Origin of the sequence: Salibaculum sp., assembly GCF_035270045.1 — a bacterium.
Classification (GTDB): Bacteria; Pseudomonadota; Alphaproteobacteria; order Rhodobacterales; family Rhodobacteraceae; genus Salibaculum.
On the sequence record NZ_DATFIP010000019.1, the window covers coordinates 1 to 12,326 of the forward strand.

Below are 12,326 nucleotides of genomic sequence, written 5' to 3' on the forward strand. Positions count from 1 at the left end.
TCGCTTCCGCGCGTTGCCGTCGTTCGCGGTGGGCGCAGCGAACGGCCGCTCCCCGCCCGAACTTCGGGTGCCGTTCGGACAGTTCCACGTCGAGGATCGTGACCGCTTCGTGCTGACAGCCGTCATTGGACCGTTTCGCTCAAGGATGTGGACCAGGCGACCGACGTCTTGCTTGCGCGGCACACTTTCCCCGGCGACCCAGACCGGGGTCATGGACCAGTGCGCACCGGGCAGCCCGGTGCGCCCGTGTCGGGGCGCGGAGATCCGGGCGGCGTCTCCCCTGTTCGGGGGATGGGCGGGGGCAGCACGCCCGCGCATCATGGACACATGACCTGACGTCGGGGGATACGCCATGACGGGACTGAAAACACTTTCGCGGGGGCTGGCTTTGGGAACATTTCTCGCCCTTGGCGCCTGTTCGGGCGATCTGCTGACCGGCGGGCCGCTGGTGCGGCCGGGCGAGCCGACGGGGACGATCGTCGTCCACAACCAGACAAGCATCAGCGTGCCGGCGGTGCTGATCTCGGCCTGCGACGTGGGCAGCTACGGCCTGGACCGGCTGCCCGACGGCCTGTGGCTCGACCCTGGCGACAGCTATGCCTTCACCGTTTCGGCCGGCTGTTGGGACGTGGCCGTCGGCAACGGCTATCGCGAAGTACGCCAGCGCATGCAGGTGCGCGCCGGGGGCGGCGTGAATTTCCACGTCACCGAGGAGGCGTAGGAGGATGGCCATGATCCGCGCAACGCGATTTTCCCCAAAAGCCTTGGCGGCGGCCCTCGCCCTGGGTGTCACCCCGCCCGCGGCGACCGCGCAGGAGGATGTCTGGAAATGGACCTCCAGCCCCCAGCCGACGGCGCAGGGCGGTCATTGCTGGATGGGTATCGGCCACGCGGGGCGCAAGTTCAGCCTGCACGCGACATCGGGTGTGGGCAATTTCATCGGCCTCGACTCGCCCGTACTGACCGGCCTGAACGGCGAGCAGGACGGCCAGATCACCTTCGCGGGCGATACACCGCAGGGCCAGCGCTACAGGCTTTATTGGAGCAGGGGCGACACCCCGTCGACCTGGGTGGCTGGTAGCCTCGGTGAAGAGGGCGTAATCGCCATCCTGCAGGGGTTCATCATGACCGACACATTCGAGTTGGGCATGAGTGTTTCACTCGGGAGCAGCGGGGCACTGTCCTTCCCCGCCTCCGGCTCCACCAAGGCCGCCGAGGGCTTCGCGGGCTGCTGGGATCAGCTTTGACGGACACTCAGCTTTGACGAACACGCGGACAGGAGGCGCGACGCGCATGTGGAAACGAACTCTTCTCATGCTGGCGCTCGGCGCGGCCATGGCCCATCCGGCGCTGGCGCAGCAAGGCGCGTGGGAGGCCGCGGCCGACCCGCTCACGCGGAACGACGGCCGTCCATACTGCCACATGACCTATTATTCTGAGGATGTTGGCATCAGTTTCGCTGCTTTCCCAGGCCGCGACATCATGCTTTTCAGCACATCTTTGGAAGGATTTGGCAGTCAGATCGAGGGCACCCTGCGGCTCGGCAATTTCAAGGACTACACGCTGACGATGGTCGACAGCGGCGGCGTATATAACGTGAACCTGACATCCGACGGGATGGCGTCGGTAGTCGATGTCCTGACGATCTTCGGCGACGAGGAGACACGGCTGACGGTCGGCCCGGAGACTGAACTCATCATACCACCGGACGGCGCACAGGACGCGGCGCGCACCATGTGGGATTGCCGCGCAAAACTGCCCGAAGGTTGAGGCCGCGCCCGCCTCCCCCGTTCGGGGGATATCTGGGCGGGGTCGGCAGGCTGTAGGCTGACTCTGAGACCGGCGTGGCATCGATGATCGAAGGGAAAAGGACCATGAGACGAAGTGCGGGCGCGGCCCTGGCGGGCCTGATGGGTGTCTTGGCGGCGGGGCCGGCGGTGGCCGAGGGGCCGGTTACGCCGGGTGGTGTTCTCAACACCGCCCATGACGGCTGGTCCGAGGCCGTCGCGGGCGAAAATCCCTTTACCGTCGAGGAAGCCGCCGCAACGATGGCCTTCTTCCTGCGGTGTCGCGACGTGCAGAACATGGGCGATATAGATGCCGAGGCCTTCGTCACCGATGTCATGGCGGGCGGACTGCCTGCGAACGGCTTTGCCGAAGGCGGCGCGCACTGGGACCGCGTGCAGGGCTATTACACGGACTTCAGCGATTACGCGGACCTCGCAGTCACCATGATGTGCGAAATCAATCCCTACCGGCGCGACTGACGCGCCTCGCAATGTCCGACCAGAAGGAGACGCGGCAGATGAGCCAGTATCCCGCACCGCCCCCCGACACGCGCCCCGGAGGGGGTCGGTTCGCGGGGATTGCCGCGCTCTATGCCCTGCTGGGGCCGCTTCTCGGGGCCATCGGGGCGGTCGCGCTTCTGGTGCTCATCGCCTTCGTCACGGAACTCGGCGTGGCGCAGGACGGGTCGATCGGCGCGGCCCTCTGGCCCGGTTTCCTGATCACCCTGGCGGCGGGTTTGCCCCTGGCCTATGGCTTCGGGCTGGTCTCCGGCATTGCCGTGGGGCTGGCGGTGGCCCTTCACGATCGGCGCAGGGGCGGCATCAGTTGGCGCGTGGCTCTGGGGGCTGCCTTCGTCCTATGGGCCGTGATGTCCGCGCTGGCCGCGCTGGTGATCCCCGACGAGAGCTTCCTGACCTGGCTGATCCTGCTGCTGCTGGTGCATGTGCTTGCCGCGGGGGGTTGCACCTGGCTGGCACGGCGCGTTTTCGCGACCTGGGTGCCGCCGTGACCGGACAGGAACCGCGGGCCTTCCGCTACCGGTCCACGGCTCTTGGCGGGCCGGTCGAGGTCTGCCTCGACGGGACTGTCTTGTCCATGGCGAACCAGGAGGCCGTCGACCTGGCCGAGGTGGACAGCGCCTTCCTGGAAATGAAGACCTTCGGCGATGCCCGCATGGTGCGGCTTGACCTGTTCCGTGGTGACACGCGCCGGTCCATCGGCTTCAACGCGTCGCGCGTGGGCTATGCCGCGAATCCCGACGCCCAGGAACACTGGGCGGCGGTGGCCGCGGTCCTGCGGGCCTTTGCAGAGGCGCGGCCGGGGGCCGAGGTCACGCTGGGCCCTTCCAGGGGGGCGAACCTCGTGATGTTCATCATTGGTCTGGTCTCGGTGATCGCCGGCGGTGCCATCGGGGCCGGGGCAATGGTCAACGGTAGGGTTGCGGCGGCGGCGCCCGCTGTCCTGCTGCTGCTCATCGGGCTGGCACTGGTGATCGCCCATTGGCCCTGGGCCCCGCGCAGGCGACGCAGGGCCGCCGATCTGGCCGCCGCGATGGCCCCGGGCGCCGGGACGGCCGACATCAGGTGATCCGCGCGCGGCGCGCCAAGCGGCGCACCATGGCGCGGTAGATCCACAGTGCCGGGCGGTTCAGCCGCAGCCGCGCGGCCAGCGCGGCCGGGACCACGCCGAAGGCCCAGGTCCGCAGCCAGACGGCGCGCGCGTCGGGGCGCCGGTCGACGCGGCGCACCAGCAGCGGTGCCAGCCGATAGTAACGCGCGGTCAGTGCCGCCCCGCCGGGATGCTGCGCCAGCCAGCCGTCGCGGAAGGCGCGCAGGGTGGCCAGTTCCCAGCAGTCATCAGGCAGGCCCACCGCCCCGGCCGTGGCGGTGGTCAAGAAGCAGCCGCGCGTTTCGCAGGTGCCGCCCCCGGGATTGTCGGCACGGAAATCCTCGTATGTGCCCTGTGCCTTCGCCCGCGCGGCCTGCTGCGCGACGGGCTGCAGGCCGGTCATCGCGGCATACTCCGTGGCCCAGTCATAGCCTAGTGGAAGCGCGACCTCGTGGAGGGTCTGCTGGTTCTCGTCATTCACGCGAAAGGAAATAAGCTCGCCCGCGATCATCTTGTCGGCCAGCACCCTGATCCGGGCGCGGTCCTGCTCGACGATCATCGGCGCAGGGCCCACGCCGGAAAGCGACGAGTCGGCGTCGGTCACCTGGTAACTCCATTCGATAATCCTCTCGCCATTGGCGGTCAGCGCCGTTATCCCGAGGAAATCGTTGTCCACTCCCGCGAACTTGCCCATCGGCGGGAAGCGCAAGATCATCTTCTCGGGCACCAGCGTATCGGCGCGGCCGGGCGGTGTTTGCAGGTACAACTCAAGAAGCCCAGTAATGCCCAGATTCGCGGCCGTCTCCGCCGCCTGTATCATGGCGTTGACCGCCTCGCGCTCGTCGCCCGCCGGCACCCGGTGCAGGGCCGCGCGCCGCTTGCGCGCCTCATTGGCGATGGCGCGGGCGAAGGGCGAGCCCCAACTCTCAACCCCCAGGGCGCGGGTGTCCTCGTTCTCGGCAAGCCAGTCATAGCCGTCGAGATCAAAGTGCATCACGCCCCGGATCGCTGTCGCCTCGCGGCCCTCGAGGATGTATTCCAGCCGGTGCATCCCGAACTGCGTGGGCCGCGAGGCCCCGCAGGCCCAGGTCTCGGGTGCCTCGGCCTCCTGTCCCAGCGCCGCGCGCGGGACCAGCCCCAGCGCCGCCAGCATGGCCAGCGCCCGGCGCCGCCCCATGCCCCGGCGCCGCGCGGGTGTTTTTGTCGGCTGTGCCATCGCTCGTGTCTCCCATTGTGGCCGCGAAGGGTAGCATTGGGCCACAAACGCACCGTCCCTTGCATCCCCTGAACGGGGGAGAGATGCCGTATTGCCCCCCGCCCGGATCGGACTGGGTCCGCGGCGTTGACAGCGGTACGTTGCGGCAAGACCATCATTGCCATTGATTTCTTGCCAGTGAGTCCACGATGACCGATCCCGGCGCAGCCCCGTCCGAAGCCCGAGAGTCCGCCCCTCGGGCACCAGACGGACGCAAGGGACCGCGCGCGCTTCGGCCATTTGCGCCGCGCCGGGGGCGAAGCGCGACAGGCGCCGGTCCTGTCGGGGCTGATCGCCCTCGGCGGTTCTTGCGGAAAGCGGCGTCGATTGGGAGCGGTGACTGGGACCAGACCTTGGAGGTGGGGGCTTCGCTGCTGATCGAGGATGATCTGGGCCGCGTCACGGTCGGCGACATGCGCCACGAGGTCGTCGGAAACGACGCCTTTTACAGTTTCAATTTCAATTGCCCGGCATGACGGGCGGGATCACGTGATCCATGCGACACCCGACAGGAGGCGACAGATGAACGGCAGGATACTCGAATTCAACATCCAGAAAAGCAGCGGCACGATTTCCGGTGATGACGGCCAGCGCTACGCGTTCTCGGCCGCCGACTGGAAATCGGATGTCAGCCCCAGGGCCGGCATCACCGTCGACTTCGTCACCGCGGAGGACGGTAGCGCGCGCGAGATCTACGCCAGCCCCGATGACACCGCCGACATCAGGAACATGTCCGGGTCGATGAAGAAATCCATCATCGCCATCGTCTGCGCGGTCCTGGCGTTCTTCATCCCGGTCGTCGGCATCGTGCTGTCGATCGTCGGGCTGGTGCTGGGGCGGCAGGCCCGGATCGCGTCGAAGGCGGACGGGGATGAAAACGCGGCCCTGATCGCGCTGATCGCGATCATCGTGGCGGCCATCTCGCTGATCTTTGCCGCGATCGCCCTTTTGTCGCTGTTGTTCATCGGCACGGGTCTGGCCATTCTCGGGTCGGGCGGCATGCTCTAGCGGCGCGTCGCCACCGGGCCGGTCCCGCGGGACCGTCCCCTGGAGCCGCGATGGCCCGCGGGGTCTGGCCATTCCCCGCCGTTTGGCACTAGCCTGCACGCGAAACGGCAAGGGAAGATCCTGAAGATGGCCAGGCTGGGAGTCGATATCGGCGGCACCTTCACGGATGTGGTACTGGAGTGCGGGGCGGACAGGACCTCGGCAAAGGTGCTCACGACCCATGGCGCCCCCGAGGACGCCATCGTCGAGGGCATGAGCCGGGTCTGCCAGGCGGCGGGCGTCGCGCCGGACCAGATCGCGCAGATCATCCATGGCACCACGTTGGCGACCAATGCCCTGATCGAGCGACGCGGAGCCAAGACCGCGCTGATTACCACGAGGGGCTTTCGCGATGTGATCGAGATGCGCACGGAAAGCCGGTTCGAGCAATACGACCTGAACCTGGTGCTGCCAGACCCGCTGCTGCCGCGCAATCGCCGCCACGTGGTCGCCGAACGCATCGACGCGCGGGGCGAGGTGCTGGTCCCGCTGGACCGCGCCGAGGTCGAGGCGCTGGTCGATGACCTGGCCGCGGCGGGCTATGAAAGCGTGGCCGTCGGCCTGCTGCACGCTTATGCGAATGACGCCCACGAACGCCTGATCGCCAAGGTCCTGGCCGAGCGGATGCCCGGCGCCATGGTGTCGCTGTCCAGCCAGGTCAGCCCGCAGATGCGCGAATACGAACGCTTCAACACCACGATCGCGAATGCCTATATCAAGCCTCTCATGGCCTCTTACCTGGGCAGGTTGAAGGACAGGTTGGCGACTGAGGGCGCCGCGTGCCCGGTCTACCTGATGCACTCGGGCGGCGGCATCATGGCGCTGGAGGCGGCGGCCGAGTTTCCCGTGCGCCTGGTGGAAAGCGGCCCGGCGGGTGGCGCGATCTTTGCCGCCGACCTGGCGGCGCGGCACGGGCTGGACAAGGTCCTGTCCTTCGACATGGGGGGCACCACGGCCAAGATCTGCCTGATCCGGGCGCAGACCCCCAAGACCGCGCGAGTCTTCGAGGTCGCGCGCAGCTATCGCTTCAAGAAGGGGTCGGGCATGCCGATCTCGATCCCCGTCATCGACATGGTCGAGATCGGCGCCGGCGGCGGGTCGCTGGCCCGTGTGGACGCGATGAACCAGATAAGGGTCGGTCCTGAAAGCGCCGGGTCCGAACCGGGACCGGCCTGCTACGGGCGCGGTGGCGACAAGCCCGCGGTCACCGATGCCGACCTTGTGCTGGGCAAGCTGGACCCCGAGGATTTCGCGGGCGGCTCGATCCCGCTCTACCCCGACAAGGCGCGCACGGCGCTTGGCACCGCGATCGGCGAGATACTGGAGATGGATCCGCAAGAAGCCGCCTTCGGCCTGGCCGAGGTGGTGGACGAGACCATGGCGAACGCCGCCCGCGTCCATGCCGTGGAAAACGGCGAGGATCTGGGCGATTACACCATGATCGCCTTCGGCGGGGCCGCCCCGCTGCATGCCGCGCGGCTGTGCGAGAAGCTGGGCCTCGACCGATGCCTGGTGCCGCGGGGCGCGGGGGTCGGTTCGGCCATCGGGTTCCTGCGCGCGCCCTTCAGTTTCGAGGCAACCCGCTCGGTCTTCACCGCGATGGACGCCTTCGATCCCGCCGCCGTGCGCAGCCTTTTCGCCGAGATGGAGCAGGAAGCGACCGGTTTCGTGCGCGCCTGCGACGCCGAGGCCGAGGTCACCGCCGAGCACAGGCTCTACATGCGCTACGCCGGCCAGGGCTGGGAAATCCCGATCGACCTTACGCCTGCCCAGGCCGCCGCGCCGGAGGCCGGGCAGATATTGGCGCTCTTCGAGGCGGAATACGAAAAGCTCTTCGGGCGGACGGTTGCCGGGCTGCGGGCCGAGATCACGGTCTGGTCGGTCAAGGCGGCCACGCGGCAAGCCCGGCCGGCGCCGGTCGAGCGGGTCGCCGACGGGCCGGAACCGGCGGCTTCGGGCACACGGGACTTGTTCGATCCGGCCCGTGGCGCGGTGCTGTCCGCGGCGGTGCTGCGTCGGACAGGGCTGGCCCCCGGCAGCACTCTGGCCGGCCCGGCGTTGATCACCGAGCAGGAAACCACCGTGGTCGTCCCTGCCAGCCGCCGCGCCCGCGCGCTGGGCGATGGCACGATCGAGGTGGTCGCGCAGGGAAACGCATCATGAGCAAACCGTCGAAAGTCGCCAGTCAGGTCATGTGGACCCGCCTGATCTCGGTCGTCGAGGAACAGGCCCAGGCGCTGATCCGCACCGCCTTTTCGACCAGCGTGCGCGAGGCCGGAGACCTGTCTGCCGGGGTCTACAACGCGAGCGGCGAGATGCTGGCCCAAGCGGTCACGGGCACGCCGGGCCATGTCAACGCCATGGCCGACGCCGTTGGCCATTTCATCCGCCGCATCGGCGTGGAAAACATGGCCCCGGGCGATGTCTACCTGACCAACGATCCGTGGGAGGGGACGGGTCACAAGCATGACATCACCGTGGTCACTCCGACCTTTCACGGCGAGGACCTTATCGGCTTTTTCGCCTGCACCGCGCACGTCACCGATATCGGCGGGCGCGGCTTCGGCGCGGATGCCAACGACGTGCATGAAGAGGGGCTCTATATCCCCGTCATGCCCTTTGCGCGGGCCGGGCAGGTTGACCAGACGCTGGTGCAGATCATTCGCGGCAATGTGCGTGAACCGGACCAGTTGGTGGGCGATATCTACGCGCTGGCCAGTTGCAACGAAATCGGCCAGAGGCGATTGCGCGCCATGATGAACGAGTTCGGCCTGACTGACCTGACCGGCATTTCCGATTTCATTCTGTCCAATTCGCGCGCCGCAACGCTGGCACGGATCAATGCGCTGACCCCCGGTCAGGCCGAGGGCCACATGCGCATTGACGGCTACTCGTCACCGATCGACCTGCGAGTGACATTGACCATCGAGACCGACCGCATCCTCAGCGACTGGTCCGGGACCAGCAAGGTCGACAAGAAAGGCATCAACGTGCCGCTGGTCTATACCAAGGCCTATGCCTGCTACGCGCTCAAATGCGCCATCGCGCCGGATATTCCAAACAACGCGGCCAGTCTCGCCCCGTTCGAGATTACCGCGCCCGAGGGCACGATTGTAAACGCGACTTGGCCCGCGCCCGTGGCGCTGCGCCACGTGATCGGCCACATGGTGCCGGACACGGTATATGACGCGCTCGACAAGCTCTTGCCAGGCGTGGTGCCCGCCGAGGGTGCGGGCTGCCTGTGCAATTTTCAGCTGTCCCTTCGGCCCCGAACGGATGCCGACGCGCCCGCCGATGCCGTCCGCGCCGAGGTGCTGACCTTCAATTCCGGCGGATCGGGGGCGCGGCCCGGCCTGGACGGCATGAACGCCACGGCCTTCCCCTCGGGGGTGATGACCATGCCGGTCGAGGCGACCGAACAGGTCGGCCCGGTCATCATCTGGCGCAAGGAGTTGCGCCCCGACAGCGGCGGGGCCGGGCAGTATCGCGGGGGGCTGGGCCAATACATGGAGGTCGGCGCGCGCGAGGGCCACGAATTCGACATCTCGGCCATGCTGGACCGGGTCGATCACCCGGCACGCGGGCGGCGTGGCGGGCAGGACGGCGCCCCCACACGGATCGCCCGGGACGACGGCACCACGATGCGTGGCAAGGGGCGGCAATTCGTGCCCCATGGCGCGCGCGTGTTGATGGCGTTTCCTGGCGGTGCGGGCTACGGTGCGCCCCGTGATCGGGATACCGCACAGGTGCGCCGCGACTTGGCACTGGGCTATATCACGCCTGATGCTGCACGCGAGGTTTACGGCCTAAGCCAATCAGAAATATATGAAATTCAGGAACTGGCCCGCAAGGGCGACGCATTCTAGAACAGGAGTGACCACCACGATGCCCGAGATTGTCTGGACACCGTCCGAGGACCGCTGGCAGGACAGCGCACTGGCGCGCTTCGCGCGCGAGAGCGGCTTTGATCCGCGCGATTACGCGGGTTTGCACCGATGGTCGATCAGCGACCTGTCGGGGTTCTGGTCTAAGGTCTGGGACTTCGTCGGCGTGATCGGGGACAAGGGTGAACGGGTCTTCGTGCCGAATGATGATGCCTGGATGACCGGCGCCCGTTTCTTCCCCGATGCGCGCATCAACCTGGCCGAAAACTTCCTGCGCCAGACCGGCGACGAGGTGGTGATCGTCGAGGCCGACGAGACCGGCCACCGCGCCCATGTCACCGCCGATGAGCTGCGCGCACGGGTCGCCAAATGCGCCGATGGGCTGCGCGCGGCGGGCGTGGGGCAGGGCGACCGCGTGGGCGCGGTACTGCCCAATCGCACCGAGGCGCTGGTGACGCTGCTTGCCACGGCCGCCGTTGGCGGGGTCTGGACCTCGTGTTCGCCCGATTTCGGGGCGGCGGCCATCCTCGACCGGATCGGGCAGGTTGAGCCGAAGGTGCTCTTTGCCGCGCCGCGCATCACCTACGGCGGCAAGCCGGTCGATGTCTCGGACCGCATCGGCGAGGTGGCCGACCAGATGCCGGGACTGGCCCGGCTTGTGCTGGTGGGCGAGAATACGACGAAGGCGCAAGTGCCGACCGTCGCCTGGGAGGAGTTCGGGCAGAAAGCCGACCTGACCTTCACCCGCGTGCCCTTCGATGCGCCGATCTACGTCATGTATACCTCGGGCACGACCGGAAAGCCCAAGGCCATCGTCCACAAGACAGGCGGCGTGTTGCTGACCATGATTAAGGAACACGTGCTGCACGTCGACGTGCGGCCCGGTGACCGGGTGCTGTGGTATTCGAACACCGCCTGGATGATGTATCACTGGCTGATGTCGGGGCTGGCCGCCGGGGCTACGGTGGTGCTTTACGACGGGGCGCCGGTGGTCAAGCGGGACGGGGAACTGGATGGCACCATGCTGTGGCAACTGGTGCAAGACGAGCGGCTGACGCATCTGGGAATTTCCCCCAAGTACCTGTCGACCCTGTCCGACATGGGCTTCAGGCCCCGCGATCACTACGACCTGGCCTCGCTGCGCTGGCTGCTGGCCTCGGGCAGCCCCATGGCGCCCTATCAATACGACTGGATGTATGACGCGGTGGGCGACCATTTCGGGTTCTTCTCGATTTCCGGGGGCACCGACCTGATGGGGTGTTTCCTGACCGGGGCGCCGATGCTGCCGGTGCGGCGCGGGGCGCTCATGGCCAAGGCGCTGGGCATGGCGGTGCAGGTTCTGGATGATCGTGGTGTGGCCGTCATCGACCGCCCCGGCGAGTTGTGCTGCACCGAACCCTTCCCCTCGATGCCGCTGACCTTCTGGGGGGAGGATGGCGACGCGCGCTACCACCGGGCCTATTTCGAGGACCGGACGCAGGTCTGGACCCATGGCGACCGCTTGACCGAGCACCTCGACGGCAGCCTGACCATCCACGGGCGGTCCGATTTCACGCTCAACCCCGGCGGGGTACGCATCGGCACCGCCGATATCTACAACGTCTGCGAGCGCCTGCCGCAGGTGGCCGATTGCCTGGCCTTCGGGCGGCCGGTCGGCGATGACGAGGAAATCGTGCTCTGCCTGCAGATGGCCGGGGGTGCGGCGGCCACGTCCGAACTTGCAAAGGAGATCCGCACCCGGTTGCGGCAGGAATGCTCGCCGCGCCATGTTCCGGCCGCGATTTATACGGTGGGGGCCGTGCCCTACACGATCAGTGGCAAGCGTGTCGAGGGCGCGGCCAAGTCTGCCGCCTTGGGAGAGGAGGTCAGGAACAAGGCTTCGCTTGCCAACCCAGAAAGCCTCGGGGACTACGCGGGACTGTCGCAGCGAGAGGCGCTTTAGCGACATCCTCCGGCGTGTCGGTGGTCATCGACGAGAGGCTGGCAGGCCCGGCGCGCCCCTCAGCCCAGCTTCAGGTCGCCTGCCATCTGGCGGCCGTCGGGCCCCTCGACCAGTTCGAATTCGACCGATTGTTCGTCGGCCAGGCCGGTCAGCCCGGCTTCTTCCACCTTCGAGATGTGGACGAAGACGTCCTTGCCGCCATCGTCTGGCGCGATGAAGCCGAAGCCTTTTGCGGTGTTGAACCATTTCACGGTGCCCCTGGGCATGTCCGTATCTCCTGTGCTTTCAGGGGGGACTGGGCCCCAGTCCCCGGGGTCCAGGTCTTCCGGTGCCGCGCGCAAAAGGGCGGCAATCCGTCAGCCTTGCATTGATAAAATTAGATCGGACGGGCAAAAAGCAAATGACAATACCCTGTCGGGGCCAGGGCGGCGCCGATCCCAACGGCACTTGCACAAAAAGGAGGCGGCACATGCGCCTTTTCGGGCTGAAATCCTGTGATACCTGCCGCAAGGCGCTCAAGGCGCTGCGCGCGGCGGGGCATGACCCGCAGGTCATAGACGTGCGCGCCGATGGGATCGGCCCGGCCGATATGCAGGCGATCCTCGACCGGTTCGGGGATGGCGCCGTCAACACCCGCTCGACCACCTGGCGCGGGCTGTCCCAGGAGGATCGTCAGCGCCCCGCCGCGGACCTGCTGGCCACGCATCCGACCCTGCTGAAACGCCCGGTTATCGAGTCAGGCGGGCAGTGGCACCAAGGCTGGACCAGGCCTGTCGAGGAGACGCTGCTTGGATAATCGGCG

General features: G+C 67.4%; 14 protein-coding genes. 12 read left to right on the forward strand and 2 right to left on the reverse strand.

The window, feature by feature from the left end; translation table 11 throughout:
- Positions 1-352 precede the first annotated feature (352 nt).
- From VJ897_RS02845 to VJ897_RS02870, 6 genes are all read left to right on the forward strand, one after another.
- Positions 353-721: a hypothetical protein gene (locus VJ897_RS02845; RefSeq protein WP_324053065.1), complete on the forward strand. Its 369-nt coding sequence runs from the start codon at positions 353-355 to the stop codon at positions 719-721.
- Positions 722-731: 10 nt separating this feature from the next.
- Positions 732-1,247 carry a hypothetical protein gene (locus VJ897_RS02850; protein ID WP_324053067.1) on the forward strand — a complete coding sequence of 172 codons (516 nt, stop codon included), beginning with the start codon at positions 732-734 and terminating at the stop codon, positions 1,245-1,247.
- 46 nt (positions 1,248-1,293) lie between these two features.
- Positions 1,294-1,770, forward strand: coding sequence for a hypothetical protein (locus VJ897_RS02855; protein WP_324053069.1), 477 nt, complete (start codon positions 1,294-1,296; stop codon positions 1,768-1,770).
- Positions 1,771-1,874: 104 nt separating this feature from the next.
- The gene (locus VJ897_RS02860) at positions 1,875-2,267 is read left to right on the forward strand and encodes a hypothetical protein (protein ID WP_324053071.1); all 393 of its coding nucleotides are present in this window, start codon (positions 1,875-1,877) and stop codon (positions 2,265-2,267) included.
- An 11-nt stretch (positions 2,268-2,278) separates the two neighbouring features.
- On the forward strand, positions 2,279-2,797 hold the full coding sequence (locus VJ897_RS02865) for a hypothetical protein (RefSeq protein ID WP_324053073.1): 519 nt from the start codon (positions 2,279-2,281) through the stop codon (positions 2,795-2,797).
- Positions 2,794-3,375, forward strand: a complete 582-nt coding sequence (locus tag VJ897_RS02870) for a hypothetical protein (RefSeq protein ID WP_324053075.1) — start codon at positions 2,794-2,796, stop codon at positions 3,373-3,375. Before VJ897_RS02865 ends, VJ897_RS02870 begins: the two co-directional genes overlap by 4 nt.
- Here VJ897_RS02870 and VJ897_RS02875 read toward each other — a convergent pair.
- Positions 3,368-4,612, reverse strand: a complete 1,245-nt coding sequence (locus tag VJ897_RS02875) for a CFI-box extended C-terminal domain-containing protein (RefSeq protein WP_324053077.1) — start codon at positions 4,610-4,612, stop codon at positions 3,368-3,370. The two genes, VJ897_RS02870 and VJ897_RS02875, sit on opposite strands and share 8 nt — an antisense overlap.
- 392 nt (positions 4,613-5,004) lie before the next feature.
- On the opposite strand from VJ897_RS02875, the gene VJ897_RS02880 reads away from it, so the two are divergent.
- The 5 genes from VJ897_RS02880 (at position 5,005) to VJ897_RS02900 (ending at position 11,524) form a co-directional block, all read left to right on the forward strand.
- Positions 5,005-5,127 (forward strand): hypothetical protein, encoded by a 123-nt coding sequence (locus VJ897_RS02880; protein ID WP_324053078.1) that lies wholly within the window; start codon positions 5,005-5,007, stop codon positions 5,125-5,127.
- Between the two features lie 46 nt (positions 5,128-5,173).
- Entirely contained in the window at positions 5,174-5,659 is a 486-nt protein-coding gene (locus tag VJ897_RS02885) for a hypothetical protein (RefSeq protein ID WP_324053080.1), read from the forward strand.
- A 126-nt stretch (positions 5,660-5,785) separates the two neighbouring features.
- Positions 5,786-7,861, forward strand: a complete 2,076-nt coding sequence (locus VJ897_RS02890) for a hydantoinase/oxoprolinase family protein (RefSeq protein WP_324053082.1) — start codon at positions 5,786-5,788, stop codon at positions 7,859-7,861.
- Positions 7,858-9,564: a hydantoinase B/oxoprolinase family protein gene (locus VJ897_RS02895; RefSeq protein WP_324053083.1), complete on the forward strand. Its 1,707-nt coding sequence runs from the start codon at positions 7,858-7,860 to the stop codon at positions 9,562-9,564. The genes VJ897_RS02890 and VJ897_RS02895 overlap by 4 nt, the downstream gene beginning before the upstream one ends.
- Before the next feature lie 19 nt (positions 9,565-9,583).
- Positions 9,584-11,524, forward strand: a complete 1,941-nt coding sequence (locus VJ897_RS02900) for an acetoacetate--CoA ligase (protein ID WP_324053085.1) — start codon at positions 9,584-9,586, stop codon at positions 11,522-11,524.
- Between the two features lie 59 nt (positions 11,525-11,583).
- Here VJ897_RS02900 and VJ897_RS02905 read toward each other — a convergent pair whose 3' ends face one another.
- Complete coding sequence (locus tag VJ897_RS02905) at positions 11,584-11,790, reverse strand: cold-shock protein (RefSeq protein ID WP_324053087.1); 207 nt, start codon at positions 11,788-11,790, stop codon at positions 11,584-11,586.
- Between the two features lie 203 nt (positions 11,791-11,993).
- Here VJ897_RS02905 and VJ897_RS02910 point away from each other — a divergent pair, with 203 nt between their 5' ends.
- Positions 11,994-12,320 carry an arsenate reductase family protein gene (locus tag VJ897_RS02910; protein WP_324053089.1) on the forward strand — a complete coding sequence of 109 codons (327 nt, stop codon included), beginning with the start codon at positions 11,994-11,996 and terminating at the stop codon, positions 12,318-12,320.
- The last annotated feature ends 6 nt before the right edge of the window (positions 12,321-12,326 follow it).

What these genes read in the sequence shown, in the direction of transcription:
- VJ897_RS02845 (WP_324053065.1), top strand. Translation starts at nt 353, where the DNA reads ATGACGGGACTGAAAACACTTTCGCGGGGGCTGGCTTTGGGAACATTT.
- VJ897_RS02850 (WP_324053067.1), top strand. Translation starts at nt 732, where the DNA reads ATGATCCGCGCAACGCGATTTTCCCCAAAAGCCTTGGCGGCGGCCCTC.
- VJ897_RS02855 (WP_324053069.1), top strand. Translation starts at nt 1,294, where the DNA reads ATGTGGAAACGAACTCTTCTCATGCTGGCGCTCGGCGCGGCCATGGCC.
- VJ897_RS02860 (WP_324053071.1), top strand. Translation starts at nt 1,875, where the DNA reads ATGAGACGAAGTGCGGGCGCGGCCCTGGCGGGCCTGATGGGTGTCTTG.
- VJ897_RS02865 (WP_324053073.1), top strand. Translation starts at nt 2,279, where the DNA reads ATGTCCGACCAGAAGGAGACGCGGCAGATGAGCCAGTATCCCGCACCG.
- VJ897_RS02875 (WP_324053077.1), bottom strand. Translation starts at nt 4,612, where the DNA reads ATGGCACAGCCGACAAAAACACCCGCGCGGCGCCGGGGCATGGGGCGG.
- VJ897_RS02885 (WP_324053080.1), top strand. Translation starts at nt 5,174, where the DNA reads ATGAACGGCAGGATACTCGAATTCAACATCCAGAAAAGCAGCGGCACG.
- VJ897_RS02890 (WP_324053082.1), top strand. Translation starts at nt 5,786, where the DNA reads ATGGCCAGGCTGGGAGTCGATATCGGCGGCACCTTCACGGATGTGGTA.
- VJ897_RS02895 (WP_324053083.1), top strand. Translation starts at nt 7,858, where the DNA reads ATGAGCAAACCGTCGAAAGTCGCCAGTCAGGTCATGTGGACCCGCCTG.
- VJ897_RS02900 (WP_324053085.1), top strand. Translation starts at nt 9,584, where the DNA reads ATGCCCGAGATTGTCTGGACACCGTCCGAGGACCGCTGGCAGGACAGC.
- VJ897_RS02905 (WP_324053087.1), bottom strand. Translation starts at nt 11,790, where the DNA reads ATGCCCAGGGGCACCGTGAAATGGTTCAACACCGCAAAAGGCTTCGGC.
- VJ897_RS02910 (WP_324053089.1), top strand. Translation starts at nt 11,994, where the DNA reads ATGCGCCTTTTCGGGCTGAAATCCTGTGATACCTGCCGCAAGGCGCTC.